Origin of the sequence: Alishewanella sp. WH16-1 (genome assembly GCF_001441695.1) — a bacterium.
GTDB lineage: Bacteria > Pseudomonadota > Gammaproteobacteria > Enterobacterales > Alteromonadaceae > Alishewanella > Alishewanella agri.
In genome coordinates this window covers 1-15688 of the sequence record NZ_LCWL01000042.1, presented here as the reverse complement: position 1 = coordinate 15688, position 15688 = coordinate 1, and the positions used below count along the sequence as shown (strand labels likewise).

General features: G+C 53.9%; 15 protein-coding genes. 1 reads left to right on the top strand and 14 read right to left on the bottom strand.

The genetic code is table 11. The features are described from left to right. Window positions 1-63: 63 nt before the first annotated feature. The 14 genes from AAY72_RS04745 to AAY72_RS04675 all read right to left on the bottom strand — a co-directional run bounded on the left by AAY72_RS04745 (window position 64) and on the right by AAY72_RS04675 (window position 14652). Window positions 64-1386 carry an OprD family porin gene (locus AAY72_RS04745; RefSeq protein ID WP_057785788.1) on the bottom strand — a complete coding sequence of 441 codons (1323 nt, stop codon included), beginning with the start codon at window positions 1384-1386 and terminating at the stop codon, window positions 64-66. A 22-nt stretch (window positions 1387-1408) separates the two neighbouring features. Continuing rightward, on the bottom strand, window positions 1409-2590 hold the full coding sequence (locus tag AAY72_RS04740; protein ID WP_008983210.1) for a benzoate/H(+) symporter BenE family transporter: 1182 nt from the start codon (window positions 2588-2590) through the stop codon (window positions 1409-1411). A 3-nt stretch (window positions 2591-2593) separates the two neighbouring features. Further along, window positions 2594-3979, bottom strand: a complete 1386-nt coding sequence (locus AAY72_RS04735) for an MFS transporter (protein WP_057785787.1) — start codon at window positions 3977-3979, stop codon at window positions 2594-2596. Between the two features lie 1037 nt (window positions 3980-5016). Further along, on the bottom strand, window positions 5017-5796 hold the full coding sequence (pcaD, locus tag AAY72_RS04725) for a 3-oxoadipate enol-lactonase (protein WP_057785786.1): 780 nt from the start codon (window positions 5794-5796) through the stop codon (window positions 5017-5019). Further along, window positions 5786-7009, bottom strand: coding sequence for a 3-oxoadipyl-CoA thiolase (pcaF, locus tag AAY72_RS04720; RefSeq protein WP_057785785.1), 1224 nt, complete (start codon window positions 7007-7009; stop codon window positions 5786-5788). Before pcaF ends, pcaD begins: the two co-directional genes overlap by 11 nt. A gap of 16 nt (window positions 7010-7025) precedes the next feature. Beyond that, window positions 7026-7685, bottom strand: a complete 660-nt coding sequence (locus AAY72_RS04715) for a 3-oxoacid CoA-transferase subunit B (protein WP_304439237.1) — start codon at window positions 7683-7685, stop codon at window positions 7026-7028. An 8-nt stretch (window positions 7686-7693) separates the two neighbouring features. Continuing rightward, the gene (locus AAY72_RS04710) at window positions 7694-8353 is read right to left on the bottom strand and encodes a 3-oxoacid CoA-transferase subunit A (protein ID WP_057785783.1); all 660 of its coding nucleotides are present in this window, start codon (window positions 8351-8353) and stop codon (window positions 7694-7696) included. A gap of 81 nt (window positions 8354-8434) precedes the next feature. Further along, window positions 8435-9226 (bottom strand): benzoate diol dehydrogenase BenD, encoded by a 792-nt coding sequence (benD, locus tag AAY72_RS04705; RefSeq protein ID WP_057785782.1) that lies wholly within the window; start codon window positions 9224-9226, stop codon window positions 8435-8437. 1 nt (window position 9227) lies between these two features. Continuing rightward, window positions 9228-10247, bottom strand: coding sequence for a benzoate 1,2-dioxygenase electron transfer component BenC (benC, locus tag AAY72_RS04700; protein WP_008983203.1), 1020 nt, complete (start codon window positions 10245-10247; stop codon window positions 9228-9230). A 17-nt stretch (window positions 10248-10264) separates the two neighbouring features. After that, a complete protein-coding gene (gene benB, locus AAY72_RS04695; protein WP_057785781.1) occupies window positions 10265-10771 on the bottom strand; it encodes a benzoate 1,2-dioxygenase small subunit in 507 nt (168 codons plus the stop codon). Further along, the gene (gene benA / locus AAY72_RS04690; RefSeq protein WP_057785780.1) at window positions 10768-12138 is read right to left on the bottom strand and encodes a benzoate 1,2-dioxygenase large subunit; all 1371 of its coding nucleotides are present in this window, start codon (window positions 12136-12138) and stop codon (window positions 10768-10770) included. Before benA ends, benB begins: the two co-directional genes overlap by 4 nt. Window positions 12139-12272: 134 nt before the next feature. Beyond that, entirely contained in the window at window positions 12273-13193 is a 921-nt protein-coding gene (gene catA, locus AAY72_RS04685; protein WP_057785779.1) for a catechol 1,2-dioxygenase, read from the bottom strand. A 44-nt stretch (window positions 13194-13237) separates the two neighbouring features. Then, window positions 13238-13528, bottom strand: a complete 291-nt coding sequence (catC, locus tag AAY72_RS04680) for a muconolactone Delta-isomerase (protein ID WP_008949537.1) — start codon at window positions 13526-13528, stop codon at window positions 13238-13240. Between the two features lie 11 nt (window positions 13529-13539). After that, a complete protein-coding gene (locus tag AAY72_RS04675; protein ID WP_057785778.1) occupies window positions 13540-14652 on the bottom strand; it encodes a muconate/chloromuconate family cycloisomerase in 1113 nt (370 codons plus the stop codon). Window positions 14653-14755: 103 nt separating this feature from the next. Between AAY72_RS04675 and AAY72_RS04670 the strand changes: the two genes are divergently transcribed. Continuing rightward, a complete protein-coding gene (locus AAY72_RS04670; protein WP_057785777.1) occupies window positions 14756-15670 on the top strand; it encodes a LysR family transcriptional regulator in 915 nt (304 codons plus the stop codon). The last annotated feature ends 18 nt before the right edge of the window (window positions 15671-15688 follow it).

The window sequence follows — 15688 nt, the reverse complement described above, 5'->3', positions numbered from 1 at the left end:
ACCGGAGTGCTGTGGATAACTTTGTTAGTTGGCGGGCGCACGCTTTGCGGGTATCACTATGCCTTAGTTAAACGTCAGGTTGTACTGCACAATAATGCGGTTTTCGTCGATATCGGTGCGGTAATTGGCGCGCGCCGTGACATTGCGTAGCCGCAAGCTTAAGCCTTTTAATGCGCCTTGCTGCACGCTGTAAGCCAGATCGAGATCGCGTTCAAAGGCCTCGCCATCAGTTACCGTTCCCACCCGGGCGCCATGACTTTTAATATAGCGCAGGGTGCTGCTTAAACCCGGTATGCCAAAGTGGCCAAAGTCGGTGTCGTAACGCAGTTGCCAGGATTTTTCGCCGGCCGAGGCAAATTCAAAAGTTGGTACTTCGTTACCCAGAATACTGACATTGGCAAATACCCGAGGGAAGGCGCTGTCGCCGCGCATTTGCTGATAACCCATATAGCCGGTATGTGCGCCCTGCTTTAGCGAAAACAGCGCGTAAAAGGCCTGGTTATCCAGCTGGTTTAATAGTGCACGGCCATGCTCCTGCGCCGAAAACACCCCAAGATTGGCTTTAAACTGCAACTGCTGATTCAGTGCAATTTGCTGCTGCCAGTTAAGATAGGCTTGCTGATAGAGATCTTCCAGCTGCGCATACCAAAGCCGCCACTGGCTGTTCGCCGTTAACTGATAATCAGCGCCAAGATAGCGAAAGCTGTCGCTGCTGACCTGGCGCTGCGGCACATGCCCCAGCATAGCCTGTAATTTATCGCGCCCGGCGCGGTTTCGCAGACTAGTACTTTCCAGATAGCCAGCCTGTAATGTTAGCTTGCTGCTCAGCACAGAATGCAAACTGGCGCCCTGATAGGTTGGCGGTAATAACCGGATATCGCTATAGGTTAATACCGGCAAATTCGGCAGCAACTCCCCTACTCTTAACTCAGTGCCGCCGGCCTTTAGTTTTAGCGTACCGGCCAGCCGGCCGTAGCTGTCGGCGGCAGTGCCATCGTCGTCCAATGCCAGTAAACCGCTATTGATTTTGCTGCGGCTGCTGTCGAGCTTAACGCCGGCGAAGGCATGCAAATCAAAACCGACTTGCAGCGGCGTCGCACTATAGCCGGATTTAAAGCTTGCCACCGCGCCTTGTGCCCATTCGGCTGTGCGCCGTGGCCCCGGACTTTTAAGATCGCTAAACTCACGCGAGAAATAGTAGTTTCTTAGCTGTAAATCAAGCTTGCTATCCTGCCACAGTGGGGTGATTTCCCCGTCAGCCTGTGCGGCATTGGCAATAACAGCTGCAAGACTAAAAACGATATAAGATAAAGACTTAGCTGCTTTAGAGCGGTTTGTTTTGCTAAATTCAGGCAGCACGAAGCCGCCACACATATCATTGCGCATAAAAAATCCTGTCGAAAAAGTATTAGGGTGTTAGTTCGTTCTGTTTATAAGTAAGTACAACATGGGTCAGTAAGCCGGCGGTTAGGCCCCAAAAGGCGGCAGCCAGACCGAATAAGCTGACGCCCGAGCTGGTAAGTAGCAAGGTAATCAGGGCGGCTTCGCGGGTTTTGGGCTCTGCCATGGCAGAGTGCAAGGCGCCGGCAATAGCACCAAACAGCGCCAGCCCCGCTAAGGCCGCAATAAAAGCCCTGGGAAAAGCACTAAACAGTGCCACCAGGGTGCCGCCAAAGATCCCCAGCAGCAGATACGCCACACCACCACTGATACCAGCGATATAGCGCCTGGCAGGATCCGGATGCGCATCTTTGCCAGTGCAGATCGCCGCAGTAATGGCGGCCAGGTTTAAACCATGACAACCAAAGGGCGCCAGCGCTGCACTGCCCAGCGCACTGTGGGTTAACAGAGGGCTGGCGGCCAGTGGGTAACCGGCTTGTCGTAGCACTGCCATACCCGGCATAAACTGGCCGCTTAGTGCCACCAGCAATAGCGGCACCGACACATTAAGCAAAGCCTGCAGGCTAAATACCGGCGTAGTCCACACCACTGTGGCTAACTGCCAGCTGATCAGCTTGGTATCGACCTGCCCCTGCCACAATGCTATGGTTAGCCCGGTCAGTAATACCAGCACGATGGCGTAACGCGGTAAAAAGCGCCGCCCCAGCAGATAAGCCAGTAACATTAACAAGACCAGTAGCGGGTTTTGCGGCAATACCCCAAATACCGCCATGCCAAACTGCAGTAAGATGCCACACAACATAGCTGCCGTAATGGCCGGCGGTAACAGCTTTAGCAGCCGGTCAAAGGCACCGGTTAGCCCCAGCAGCAGTAGCAACAACGCGGTCATCAGATAAGCGCCAACGGCTTCGGCATAACTTAATCCCGGTAACAGTGTTAATAGCAGCGCTGAGCCGGGCGCCGACCAGGCGATAATCACCGGCACCTTGTAGTAATAACTGAGGGCAATGCCCAGTACACCACTGCCAATCGAGATGGCCCAGATCCAAGAGCTCAGCAGGGCTGCGGGTAACTCCGCCACAGCGGCAACCTGAAAAATAATCAACAAAGGGCCGGCATAGGAAATCAAGGTCGCAATTAAACCGGCCACCAACGCTGATACTGAGCTATCCCGCAGTAGAGTTCGCATTGCTTATACCCGTTGTTTTTGTAAGACAAAAGCCGGTGCTGCCTTGCCCCTGCGCTGGCTTAATACAAACACCGACATCGCCACAGATGCAATCACGCCGGGTACGGCAAAGGCCATAAAGTTCAGTTGCAATGGCAGGCTAATCGCCAGCAAAGAGCCGCCCAGCAAGGGACCCACTATGGCGCCGTTACGGCCAATTCCCGACGCCCAGCCAAGACCGGTGGAACGGATATTCAGGTTATAGAACTGTGCGGCACAGGCATACAGCAGGATCTGACTGCCAATGGTGGTGGCGCCGGCAATGGCAATCAGTGAATACAGCACAACCATCGGTGGTTTAAAGCCAAGTAAGGTAATAGACACCGCGGCAATAGCAAAAAACACCGCCAATACCTTGGGTAGATTTAGTTTATCACCCAGTACACCGCCACCGACCGCACCAAAGATGGCACCAAAATTCAGTACCAGCAGGAATGCTAAACTGGAGCCCAGACTATAGCCGGCATTGGCCATTAACTTCGGTAACCAGGAACCCAGCGCATACACCATCAGCAAGCAGCAGAAAAACGCCAGCCACAGCATCAGGGTGCCCAGCGCACGACCGTCGGTAAATAGCTCTTTAACCGGTTTACCAGCAGGTTTATTGTCGGCCAAAAGCAATTCGGATTGCGTGGTTAATGACAACGCCGGCTCTACCTTTTGCAGCATTTGCCGCGCTTCGCTATGACGGCCGCGTTTAATTAAAAAGCCAACCGACTCAGGCAGTGACAGCATAATCAACGGCAGTAATAACAGCGGAATGCCGGCAAGATAGAACATAACTTCCCAGCCAAAGTTGGGCAAAAGCCAAATGCCGAGGCCAGCCGACAACATACCACCAACCGAATAGCCGCTAAACATAATAGCAACCAGGGTGCTGCGGATTTTCTTCGGCGCATATTCGTTCATCAGCGCCACCACATTGGGCATCACGCCGCCAATACCTAAACCAGCAATAAAGCGGCAAATGGCGAATTCAGTCACATCACGGGCAAAGCCGTTTAAAAAGGTAAAGCCGCTAAATAGCACCACACAGATGGCGATGGCTTTTTTGCGGCCAATTTTGTCGGCCAGCGGACCAAAAAACAGTGCGCCGAACATCATGCCAAACAATGCGTAGCTGCCAAGGGCACCGGCTTGCATTGGGGTAAGTTGCCATTCCTGCATCAGTACCGGCAGCACGACACCGTATATCACCAGATCGTAGCCGTCGAAGATAATAATCAGTGCACAGAGTAGCAGTACCCGCCAGTGAAAGCGGTTAAAGCGGGCGTTGTCGATGGTTTGGTTGACATCGAGCCTGTTGTCGGGCCGGTTACTGCCGGCAGGGTGTATTGTTGTGTTTGGCATTGCGGTGTTCTCTCTATCTTCCTGTTGATGGATAGGCTGGCGAGGCAACCCTATCGGTATGGTGTATTTTTCACCATTAACCAGAAGATACGCTGCTTATAGCGTGATAATCCAACACCGAATCAGTATGTCACTATACCGAGAAAGTATGGAAAACTATTGCTATTCGGGTTTGGATATGCTTGAAAAACAGGCGGGGCTTGCTGCAAAAAACTACCTTAAAGCGTCTGGATAAGCGCATCCGGCGGCAAGCACACCGTGCAACTTTGACGGGACACGCTGTGGATACATCCCTGTACGCTTGCATTTTTCATCCCTGAAAAATACATTCCCTTACAAAGTGCACGGAATGCTTACCACCTCGTTCAATATCATACTGCCAAGCGTTCTTGGGCATTATGACTATAGCATCTGCCTGCTCGCTTCAGCCGGATTGGCTGGTTATTAACAACATCGAGGTTGACTTAAAATATACTTACAGAAAGTAAAAAAACCAACTGAGCTATATAGAACTATGAGAAAGTTTTTCGACTGATGTTGCAAGTAACACCTTTGTAGCCAGGCAGCGAGCCGATATTGCTAAACAAAGCGTGTACGGCATGGATGCCGGACAGGAGCCTACAGGGATGTATTTACGGCGTCTTTGTGTGCAATATCGGCTGGTAGCAGCCTGGCGGTTCGATTCAGATGCTCTGTCAGGCAGCGAAAAACTTCAGTGAGCTAAATCCAACTCCGGGGAAACTCTCAAATGGTGTCGCAAGTAGCGCCTTTGCAGCCAGGCAGCGAGCCGATATTGCTAAGCAAAGCGTCTTTCGCATGGATGCGAAAGAGGAGCCCCCACGGATGGGTTCACGGCGTCTTTGCGTGCAATATCGGCTGGTAGCAGCCTGGCGGTTCGGTTCAAATGTTCTGGCAGACAGCGATGAAACTTATACAGTGGTAAAAGTGCACTCATCACTTTTTAAAGTAGCATTTTGAACGTCTGAAAAAGTAAAGCTGCAGCACACAACCCTGTCCGCTGCAGTTGTAAAGAAAGGTTAAGCCCGCAAAAACTGACTTAGCGCCCGGTTAAAGGCTGCGGGTTGTTCCAGATTGGAGATATGCGAGGCTTTTAACGACACCAGGCTGGCACTGGGGCAAGCCTGTACAATCGCCTCGGCGTCTGCCACTGTGGTTACCGGATCGGCGCTGCCGGCAATCACCAACAACGGCAACTGGATCCGTGACAGATCCGCGCGTAAATCTGCCTCGGCCAGGGCGTCACAGCAGGCGGCATAACCCTCCTTATCTTGCTCGGCTAAGGTATCCGTTAACTGCTCAACTAAAGCGGCATGCTTGCGAATAAAGCCCGGGGTAAACCAGCGCTGCGGCGCTGATGTTGCAAGCTCTGCCAGGCCTTGTTCACGCACCGCTGCTGCCCTGCTCTGCCAGCCTTCTTTTGTGCCGATTTTCGCCGCGGTATTAGCTACGACGATCTTTAAAAACCGCTCCGGCGCATAGACTGCCAACCATAGCCCGGTTAAGCCGCCCATCGAAATACCGCAAAAATGCGCCTTTTTAATGCCAAGCGCGCCCAAAACGCATAGTGCGTCCTGCCCCAGCCGGGTCAGGCTGTAAGGACCGGCGGGTTTATCCGACTCGCCGTGCCCGCGGCTGTCGTAGCTAATCAGATAAAAGTGTTTGGTCAGAGCCGCCAGTTGCGGCTGCCACATTTGCCAGCGGGTACCCAGCGAGTTGGATAGCAGCAGCGCCGGATTGGCCGGATCACCGGCAGTTTGATAGTAAAGTTGCACCCTATCGTCGGTTTTAACGAACATCTGCTGCCTCCAGCCGTTCGATAATCATGGCGATGCCCTGACCGACGCCGATACACATGGTGCATAAACCATAACGACCACCGCTACGTTCCAGCTGCTGTAAAGCGCTGATGACCAGCCGCGCGCCGGATGCGCCCAGTGGATGACCGAGCGCAATAGCGCCGCCATTAGGGTTGACTCTGGCGTCATCATCGGCCAGACCCAGATCGCGGGTAACTGCCAGTGCCTGCGCGGCAAAGGCTTCGTTTAGCTCAATGACATCCATTTGCTGCAGAGCAAGCCCGGTTAACGCCAGCACCTTTTTTACTGCCGGTGCCGGGCCGAAGCCCATAATCCGTGGCGCGACGCCGGCGACGGCAGTACCTAAAATACGGGCGCGCGGCCTCAGTTGCTGCGCTTTGACAGCCGCTGCCGAGGCCAGTAACAGTGCACAGGCACCATCGTTGACGCCGGAAGCATTGCCAGCCGTGACCGTGCCGCTGGCTTTGACTACCGGCTTTAACTTTTGTAACGCCGCCAGGGTGGTATCCGGGCGCAGGTGTTCGTCTTCGCTTATGACTAACGGCTCGCCTTTACGCTGTGGGATCAATACCGGCGTAATTTCTGCCGCCAGAATACCGGCATGTTTTGCTGCGGCGGCGCGCTGTTGGCTGCGCAGTGCAAAAGCGTCCTGATCGGCGCGGTTGATATTAAAATCTTCGGCAACATTTTCGGCGGTGGCGGGCATCGCATCGACACCATGCAACTCTGCCATTAGCGGATTGATAAAGCGCCAGCCGATGGTGGTGTCTTCAATTTTTTGATTGCGCGAAAAAGCGCTGTCAGCCTTACCCATCACAAAGGGCGCCCGCGACATACTTTCCACGCCACCGGCAATCAGTAATTGCTGCTCGCCACTTTTTATAGCGCGGGCCGCAATAGCAAGGGCATCCAGGCTGGAGCCACAGAGCCGGTTAACGGTAGTACCCGGCACTTCGACCGGCAAGCCGGCCAGTAAGGCTGCCATTCGCGCTACGTTGCGGTTATCTTCGCCGGCCTGATTGGCGCAGCCATAGACCACATCATCCACCGCCTGCCAGTTAACCTGCGGCTGGCGGGCCATTAAGGCTTTAATCGGTACCGCGGCCAGATCATCGGCGCGTACGGCAGCTAAGGCACCACCAAAACGGCCAAAGGGCGTACGGATGGCATCACAAATATAGACTTCACTCATCGTTAGCTCCTAGGGCTTACTGACAGTTAGCGGAAAATTGCAGCGGTGCAGCGGTCATCGCCTGCAACTGCTCACGGGTAATACCCGGTACCATTTCCTGTACCAGCAGGCCCTGTGGTGTCACATCAATCACCGCCAGATCGGTGTAAATGCGATCGACACAGCCGACGCCGGTCAGCGGATAGCTGGAGCGCTCAACAATTTTCGGCTCGCCTTTTTTGGTGACATGATCGGTAGTAACAAAGACTTTGCGCGCGCCCACGGCTAAATCCATGGCACCGCCGACAGCCGGAATGGCATCAGCAGCACCGGTATGCCAGTTGGCCAGATCGCCATTGGCGGCGATTTGAAAGGCACCGAGTACGCAAATATCGATATGGCCGCCGCGCATCATGGTAAAGGAATCGCCATGATGGAAATAACAACCACCGGTTAGCAAGGTAACAAACTCCTTGCCGGCGTTAATCAGCTCCGGATCTTCTTCGCCCGGCGCCGGTGCCGGACCCATGCCCAGCAGGCCGTTTTCGCTGTGTAAAAAGATTTCTTTTTCCGGATCGAGAAAGTTGGCAATCCGCGTTGGTAAGCCGATACCGAGGTTAACATAGCTACCTTCCGGAATATCGCGGGCAACCCGCGCCGCCAGTTGATCACGGCTTAATGGCTGATAGGTCATCATGCGGCTCCTTATACTGCAACCAGTTGTTGAACAAAGATGCCGGGCGTTACCACCTGCTCCGGATCCAGCGCGCCCAGCGGCACAATTTCGCTAACCTGAGCAATGGTGACCTTAGCCGCGGCGGCCATAATGGGGCCGAAATTACGCGCGGTTTTACGGTACACCAGGTTGCCCCAGCGATCGCCCTGTTGTGCTTTAATTAGCGCAAAGTCGGCACTGATCGGGTATTCCAGCACATAGTGTTTACCATTGATTTCGCGGGTTTCTTTGCCTTCGGCCAGCAAGGTGCCGTAGCCGGTAGGGGTAAACACTGCACCAAGGCCTGAACCTGCGGCCTGAATCCGGCAAGCCAGGTTGCCCTGTGGCACTAATTCCAGCTCTATCTCGCCGGCACGGTACAGCGCATCGAACTCATAGGAGTCGGACTGACGCGGAAAAGAGCAGATAATCTTTTTCACCCGGCGGGCTTTTAACAGTGCCGCCAGCCCGGTGTCGCCGTTACCGGCGTTGTTATTAACAATGGTAAGCTCCCGCGCGCCCTGAGCGATTAAGGCATCAATCAGCTCAGCCGGCTGGCCGGCGCTGCCAAAGCCGCCAATCATCACCGTTGCGCCATCGTAAATTTGCGCCACCGCGTCAGCGGCGGTTGCCACAGTTTTATCTATCATCTGATCACCTGCTTCACTGTGCCAGCAACTGGCAAAGCTTAAGTTAAAGAGTTATCGGCGCTGGTTCGCCCTGTTTGCCGCTTAGCCCTGATCGCCGCCACCGACCGGCAAGACAGTGCCGGTAATGTAAGAGGCCTGCTCCGAGGCCAGGAATAAAATCGCCTGCACCTGCTCGTTAATGCTGCCGTAGCGCTTCATCAGGCTCGATTCGATGGTCTGATCGACAATTTGCTGATACCAGGTCTGCTCGTCGGCACTCAGTGGCTTGGGGTTGCGCGGCACTTTGCGCGGCGGTGCTTCAGTGCCGCCGGTGGCGACCGCATTGACCCGGATGCCATCCGCCGCATGCTCAAATGCCAGACTGGCGGTTAACGCATTAACCCCGCCTTTGGCAGCCGAATAGGGAATGCGGTTAATACCGCGGGTGGCAATTGATGACACGTTAACGATGGCCCCGCCTTGCTGCGCCAGCATCGTTGGCAATACTGCACGACAACTCCATAAGGTCGGCATTAAGGAGCGGCGGATTTCCGCTTCAATTTCATCCGGCTGATAGTGCTGATATGGCTTGGCCCAGATGGTGCCGCCAACGTTATTGATCAATACATCAATGCGGCCAAACTGTTTCAGCGCCGCCTGCACCATTTGCTCGGCACCGCTCCAGCTTTCCAGATCAGCTTCCACGGTCAGAACATCGCTGTCAGCCAGGCCGGTTGCGGCTTTAATTTCCGCGGCCACCTCCGGCAAAAAGCTGGCGCGGTCAACCAATACCAGCTTGGCGGCTTCCTGTGCCAGCGCTTCGGCGACACCTCGGCCGATGCCCTGGGCTGCGCCGGTAACCAGGACGACTTTATTTAAAAAGCGTGCGTTCATCTTAAGCTCCGACACTGGCCGAGAATTTCTCGTAGTGGAAACTTACCGGGGTGATTTGTGCGGTATTCAGCCAGTTGCGTACCGCATCCACCATCGCCACCGGGCCGCACAGATAGATATCGACATCGCCCTGATTGAGCCAGGTGTCGTCAATATGCGCCGTAACATAGCCCTTGCGCGGGTGCTGACTGGCGTCGCTGGCCACCACAGTGCGATAGTCAAACCAGCTATGCGTGGCTTTAAAAGCATCTAGTTTGTCCAGCTCAACTAAATCCTGATCATGGGTTACGCCAAATACCAGGTTGACCGGATAAGCACTGCCGGTTTGCGCCAGCACATCCAGCATCGCCATAAAGGGCGCAATGCCGGTACCGCCAGCCAGCATCAGTACCGGCCGTTGTACTGGTCGCAGATAAAAGCTGCCGTAAGGGCCGCTAAAGCTCATGGCCTGGCCAACTTTCGCACTGTCAGTTAAAAAGCTGCTCATCAGGCCGCCCGGGACATTACGTACGATAAAGCTGACGCTATCCTGCCCCGGGCCGGAGCTAAACGAATAGGCACGGCTATCCTGGGTGCCCGGTACGGCGACCTTAACGTATTGCCCGGCGAGAAAACTTAGCGCAGCAGGTTGCTCTGGCGCGATAGTAAAGCAAATGGTTGAATCGCTCGGCTGGCTAAGCGCCGTCAGGGTGCCGGCGAATTCGGCCATGCCGGTTTTACAGCTGGTCGACGAAGCCGGAATTTGCACCACGCAATCAGACTTAGGCCGCATCTGACAGCCCAGAATATAGCCTTGTGCGGCTTCTTCCGGGGTTAGCGCATCTTCGATATACAGCTCAGGCGGCATCTCGTACTTGCCCGACTCACAAAAGCCGCGGCAGGTACCGCAGGCGCCGTCACGGCAGTCCAGCGGAATATTAATTTTCTGGCGGTAAGCAGCATCGGATAGCAGCTCGCCGTTTTTGCAGTCGATAAAGCGGGTGACACCGTCTTCAAACTGTAAGGCAATACGAAAGGTCATAGCAGGCTCCCCGGCAATTAAATATGATAAATATCAATAACCTGATGGATATAATCGTTTTTCAGCACCACATACTTGTCGCGGATTTTCGGGCTGTCGCCACTAAAATCAATCACATAACGCGACATGCCAAAGTGGCTGAACGTGGTTTTGTAGCGATGACTCAGGGTGTGCCAGTTAAAACGCACCGTGACGAAATCGCCCTGCTGCGCTACCACTTCGATATTGCTCAGGTTATGGCTGGTGCGGGTATCCGGCATGGTAGCGCTGGAACGTTCGGTTTTGATTCGGAACACCCGATCTTCCAAACCGGCGCGGTTTGGATAATAGATCAGCGAAATTTCGGTCTGCGGATCGGTAACCAGTTTGTCGTCGTCATCCCAGGAAGGCATCCAGAACTGCGCCTCATCGTGATAACACTGCAGCCAGTCATCCCATTGTTCGTCATCAAGCAGACGCGCCTCGCGGTATAAAAAGGCACAAAGTTGCTGATAATCAACCGCGCTATTACTCAGCTTATTCATACTTTGCCTCCTTCTTTGGCCAGAGCGTCTTGCATTACTTTTAACCAGTAGCTGTGCTGTACTGTGTATAAGCCTTCATCTTCGGTTTTCAGGCCACTCATCACCGGCTTTAAACCAATTTCCTGTGCGGCCTGATCCGCGCCCTGGATCCAGTGCGTGGCACCGCGACACATATCGTTCCACTCCATCACCTTGCCGGCATAACCCTGCTGACAGGCGCGGAATTCTTCCAAATCGTCCGGAGTGGCCATGCCACTGACGTTAAAGAAATCTTCGTACTGGCGGATGCGGCGGGCGCGGGCCTCTGGCGCTTCGCCTTTAGGTGCAATGCAATAGATGGTAACTTCGGTTTTATCCACGCTTAGTGGCCGTAACAGACGGATTTGGCTGCCGAACTGATCCATCAGGTAGACGTTCGGATACAGACACAGGTTGCGCGAGCGCTGGATCATCCAATCGGCTGTGTGCTGACCAAATTTGTCGGCAAATTCCTGATAACGCGGAAAATTCGGCCGATCCTCCGGGTTAGCCCAGTTGGTCCACAGCAACATGTGGCCCTGTTCAAAGGCATAGAAACCACCGCCCTGCTGGCCCCAACGGCCGGCATCCATCGCTTTGATATTGTCTTCACGCTTGGCCGCTTCTTCTTTGCGGCGGTTGGTGGTCGCCGCATAGTTCCAGTGCACGGCAGAAACGTGGTAACCGTCGGCGCCATTTTCAGCCTGCAGTTTCCAGTTACCATCAAAGGTATAGGTAGAGGAGCCGCGCAGCACTTCCAGGCCATCGGCTGATTGATCAACAATCATATCGATGATTTTCGCTGCTTCGCCCAAAAACTCCGCCAGTGGGGCGACGTCCGGGTTCAGACTGCCGAATAAAAAGCCCCGGTAGCTTTCAAAGCGCGCCACTTTTTTCAGATCGTGCGAGCCTTCTTTGTTAAAGCACTCTGAGTAACCGGCATCAAGCGGATCTTTAACCTTTAACAGCTTACCGCTGTTATTAAAGGTCCAGCCGTGAAACGGACAGGTAAAGGTGGCTTTGTTGCCTTTTTTATGCCGGCACAGCTGGGCACCACGGTGGCTGCAGGCGTTAATAAAGGCGTTCAGCTCGCCGGCGCGGTTGCGGGCAATAAAGATTGGCTGCCGGCCAATATAGGTACTGTAGTAGTCATTGGTATCTGGGATCTGGCTTTCATGGGCCAGGTAAATCCAGTTACCTTCGAAGATATATTTCATTTCCAGCTCAAATAAACGCTGGTCGGTAAAGGCGCTGCGATGCAGCCGGTAGTCGCCTTTGGCGTGATCTTCAATTAAAAAGTCGTTCAGGGTGCGCTCGTTTAGCGGCCGGTCCGGATCGATCATATACATGGTGTGTTACCTCAAAATCAGTTTCATACAGCCTGAAAAAAGGCGCAGCAGTCTCTACTATGGCTTACCCAACTGCTGCGCCAAGGGAACCCGGTTAGAACCAGGAGTTAACTCCTGGCGAACTAAGCCTAAGCTCAGGCCTGGGCGCGACGCCGCTCAACTTCTGTCGTTGGCGCGGCCGCCACTTCTGCATTTAAGTGGAAGTCAAAATCAATTGAGGCGAACGGTTTGCTGACACCATGCTTGGCCAGTTCAGCCGGATCGCTGACTTCAACCACCGGCGGCACCAGGCCTTCACGACTGGCAAAGGCAAAGTCGTCCCACAGGTATTCGTCGCCGTCGATATTGATTTGGGTGGTCAGTTTGCGATGACCGGCGGCGCTGACAAAAAAGTGGATATGGGCCGGGCGCTGACCGTGACGGCCTAATAACCCCAGTAATTTGGCGGTGCTGCCATTTGGCGGACAGCCGTAGCCTTTAGGTACGATGCTCTGGAACTGATAACGGCCGTTGTCGTCAGTAATGATGGTGCGGCGCAGGTTAAAATCAGACTGCGATTTATCAAAGAATGAGTAGTTACCGAGCAGGTTGGCATGCCAAACTTCAACCTGGCTGTTCGGCAGCGGCTTGCCATCGGCGCCATAGACGGTGCCCTGCATAAACAACACCTTGCCTTGCTCAGACTCAGTACCGTCATCCAGTCGCGCAAAGCCCTTGGTAACAGGCGCACCGGCCACATACAGCGGACCTTCGATAGTACGTGGCGTGCCACCGGTGATACCAAGCTTCGCTTCGGCTTCGTCAAAACGGATATCGAGGAAGCGATCTAAGCCGATGCCCGGGGCAATTAAGCCCAGCTCCATGCGGCCGCCGGCTTCCTGCAGAAACTCTAAGCCCTTCCATACTTCGCTGGCGCTAAGATCCAGATCTTCAATCGCTTTGAATAAGTCACTTACCAAGCGCAGTACAATTTGCTGTACCCGCGGGTTCGCTGCAGATTGGGCGGCGTCGATAATAAAGCCTTTTACTAACTGGTCGATTTCGTTATGTGTCATGGTGTTGTCCCCTGTCGGTATCAAATTATTAGTGAGAGCGTGGTTTAACGGTCGTCGTCATGGATCGAGGACGGATGCCGGCATAGCGGTGTGACCTCAATCTGCATAAAGGGATACAGCGGCAACGACAGCAGCAGGTTGTGCAGCTCTTCGTTACTGGCTACATCAAAAATACTGGTGTTGGCATACTGGCCGGCAATGCGCCATAGATGGCGCCATTTGCCACTTTGCTGCAGTTGCTGCGCCAGCGCTTTTTCGCGATTTTTAAGGTCGTTGACCTCGGTTTCGCTTAAATGGGCGGGGATGCTTACATCCATCCGTACTTGAAATAACATGCTAAAGCTCCTTAAGCCGGGCGACGCCAGGCAGCAATTTTGTCAAGATCCAGCACCAGCCCCAGACCCGGTGTGGTCGGCAGTTGCAGCGCAAAATCACGGTATTGCAGTGGCTCGGCCAGAATGTCCTGCTTTAGCAGCAGCGGGCCGAACAATTCGGTACCAAATTCCAGTTCATCAAAGGTGGCGAACAGTTGGGCCGAGGCCATAGTGCCAACAGCGCCCTCCAGCATGGTGCCGCCGTACAGGCTAATGCCGGCTAAACGGGCGATGGTGCCAAGCTCTTTGGCCTGGGTCAGGCCGCCGGACTGAGCAATTTTTACCGCAAACACATCAGCGGCATTCAGGCGGGCCACTTCCCACGCATCCTGCGGGCCGTTTAGGGTTTCGTCGGCCATAATGGCCACGCTAAAGCGCTGTGCCAGCCGTGCCATGCCGGCGCGGTTTTCCGCTTTTAGTGGCTGCTCAATTAAGTCGATACCACCATCCTGTAACTGCTGGATCGCGGTGGTAGCCTGCAGTTCAGACCAGGCCTGGTTGACGTCAACGCGGATACTGACGTCAGCACCGAGCGTTTTTTTAATTGCCAGTACATGGTTAACGTCGTGCTGAATGTTGTTTAAACCGATTTTCAGTTTGAAGCTGTTATGGCGGCGCAAGTCGAGCATCATCTGCGCTTCATCGATATCCTTGGCGGTATCGCCGCTGGCCAGAGTCCAGAGCACCGGTACGCTGTCACGCAGGCGGCCACCCAAAAGTTCGCTCATTGGCACACCCAAACGCTGTGCCTGAATATCCAGCAGCGCAGTTTCCAGCGCACATTTGGCAAAACGGTTGCCGCGGATATTTTTGCGCAGGCGGTACATCAGGGCGCCGACCTGACGCTCATCTTGCTGCAGTAATAAGGGCGCGATATGCTGGCGAATATTCACCGCTACGCTTTCCGGGCTTTCGTCGCCATATTTCAGGCCGCCGATGGTGGTCGCTTCGCCCCAGCCGCTGTAACCGTCGTCAGTTTGGATTTGCACCAGTACCAGGGTTTGGGTGCTCATCGTCGCTACCGACAACTTGTGTGGCCGGATGGTCGGGATATCTATCAGAATTGTTTCAATCGCCTTGATCATATCGTTTCGGTATAGTTAAATCGGATAACCGGACAATACTTCGGCGTTAATCGCAGTTCCAACACTATGTTGGTATCAACTCCATACCAAAAAGGTATAAACGATGGAAATTCGGCATTTACGGTATTTTGTCGCAGTGGCAGAAGAGCAGAATTTTACCCGGGCGGCAGAGCGGCTTTTTATTGCCCAGCCGCCACTTAGCCGGCAAATTCAGCAATTAGAAGATGAACTTGGTGTCAGCTTATTCGAACGTAGCAGCCGGCCGTTGCAGCTGACCGAAGCCGGTAAATTTTTATATACCCATGCGAAACGGCTGCTGGCCAAAAGTGCTGAAATCAAAACCATGACGCAGCGGGTTGGCAAAATAGAGCGCAGTTTATCGATTGGTTTTGTTGCCACTACGCTGTATGGCTTGCTGCCGCGGATTATCCGCCAGTTTCGCGAGCAACATGCCAACGTAGAGCTGACCCTGCACGAAATGACCACCTCAGAGCAGATTGAAGCATTAAAAGCCGGCAAAATTGATGTTGGCTTTGGTCGCTTAAGGGTCGAGGATCCCAGTATCCGGCGTATTTTGCTGCGCGAAGAGCCGTTAATGGTAGCGCTACCTTCCTCGCATGCACTGGCCAAAAAAGGCCAGAAGCTGACGCTGCGTGATCTGATTGATCAGCCTTTATTGGTGTTCCCAAAGCAGCCGCGACCTAGCTTTGCCGATCAGATCCTGGCGCTGTTTTATGATCGCGGCTTAACGCCGAATAAGGTGATTGAAGTGCGGGAGCTGCAAATTGCTATCGGTTTAGTCGCCGCCGGTGAAGGCCTGACGATAGTACCCAGCAGTATGCATGCTTTTATCCGCCAGGATGTCAGCTATCTGGATCTGGACGAGCAGCGCGCAGTGTCGCCAGTAATTATGAGTATCCGCATGGGCGAACAATCGGATGATTTAAAAGCATTATTGCAAAACATCTACCAGGTATACGAAGACGAGCGCATCCGCTATATCCGCGAAGAGCTGTAACTTATCCACACGTCTCCG

Coding starts and splice junctions, on each gene's coding strand:
- benD (WP_057785782.1), bottom strand. CDS start 9,226: ATGAACGCACGCTTTTTAAATAAAGTCGTCCTGGTTACCGGCGCAGCC.
- catA (WP_057785779.1), bottom strand. CDS start 13,193: ATGACACATAACGAAATCGACCAGTTAGTAAAAGGCTTTATTATCGAC.
- AAY72_RS04735 (WP_057785787.1), bottom strand. CDS start 3,979: ATGCCAAACACAACAATACACCCTGCCGGCAGTAACCGGCCCGACAAC.
- AAY72_RS04710 (WP_057785783.1), bottom strand. CDS start 8,353: ATGATAGATAAAACTGTGGCAACCGCCGCTGACGCGGTGGCGCAAATT.
- AAY72_RS04745 (WP_057785788.1), bottom strand. CDS start 1,386: ATGCGCAATGATATGTGTGGCGGCTTCGTGCTGCCTGAATTTAGCAAA.
- benA (WP_057785780.1), bottom strand. CDS start 12,138: ATGTATATGATCGATCCGGACCGGCCGCTAAACGAGCGCACCCTGAAC.
- AAY72_RS04715 (WP_304439237.1), bottom strand. CDS start 7,685: ATGATGACCTATCAGCCATTAAGCCGTGATCAACTGGCGGCGCGGGTT.
- pcaF (WP_057785785.1), bottom strand. CDS start 7,009: ATGAGTGAAGTCTATATTTGTGATGCCATCCGTACGCCCTTTGGCCGT.
- catC (WP_008949537.1), bottom strand. CDS start 13,528: ATGTTATTTCAAGTACGGATGGATGTAAGCATCCCCGCCCATTTAAGC.
- AAY72_RS04670 (WP_057785777.1), top strand. CDS start 14,756: ATGGAAATTCGGCATTTACGGTATTTTGTCGCAGTGGCAGAAGAGCAG.
- benC (WP_008983203.1), bottom strand. CDS start 10,247: ATGACCTTTCGTATTGCCTTACAGTTTGAAGACGGTGTCACCCGCTTT.
- AAY72_RS04675 (WP_057785778.1), bottom strand. CDS start 14,652: ATGATCAAGGCGATTGAAACAATTCTGATAGATATCCCGACCATCCGG.
- benB (WP_057785781.1), bottom strand. CDS start 10,771: ATGAATAAGCTGAGTAATAGCGCGGTTGATTATCAGCAACTTTGTGCC.
- AAY72_RS04740 (WP_008983210.1), bottom strand. CDS start 2,590: ATGCGAACTCTACTGCGGGATAGCTCAGTATCAGCGTTGGTGGCCGGT.
- pcaD (WP_057785786.1), bottom strand. CDS start 5,796: ATGTTCGTTAAAACCGACGATAGGGTGCAACTTTACTATCAAACTGCC.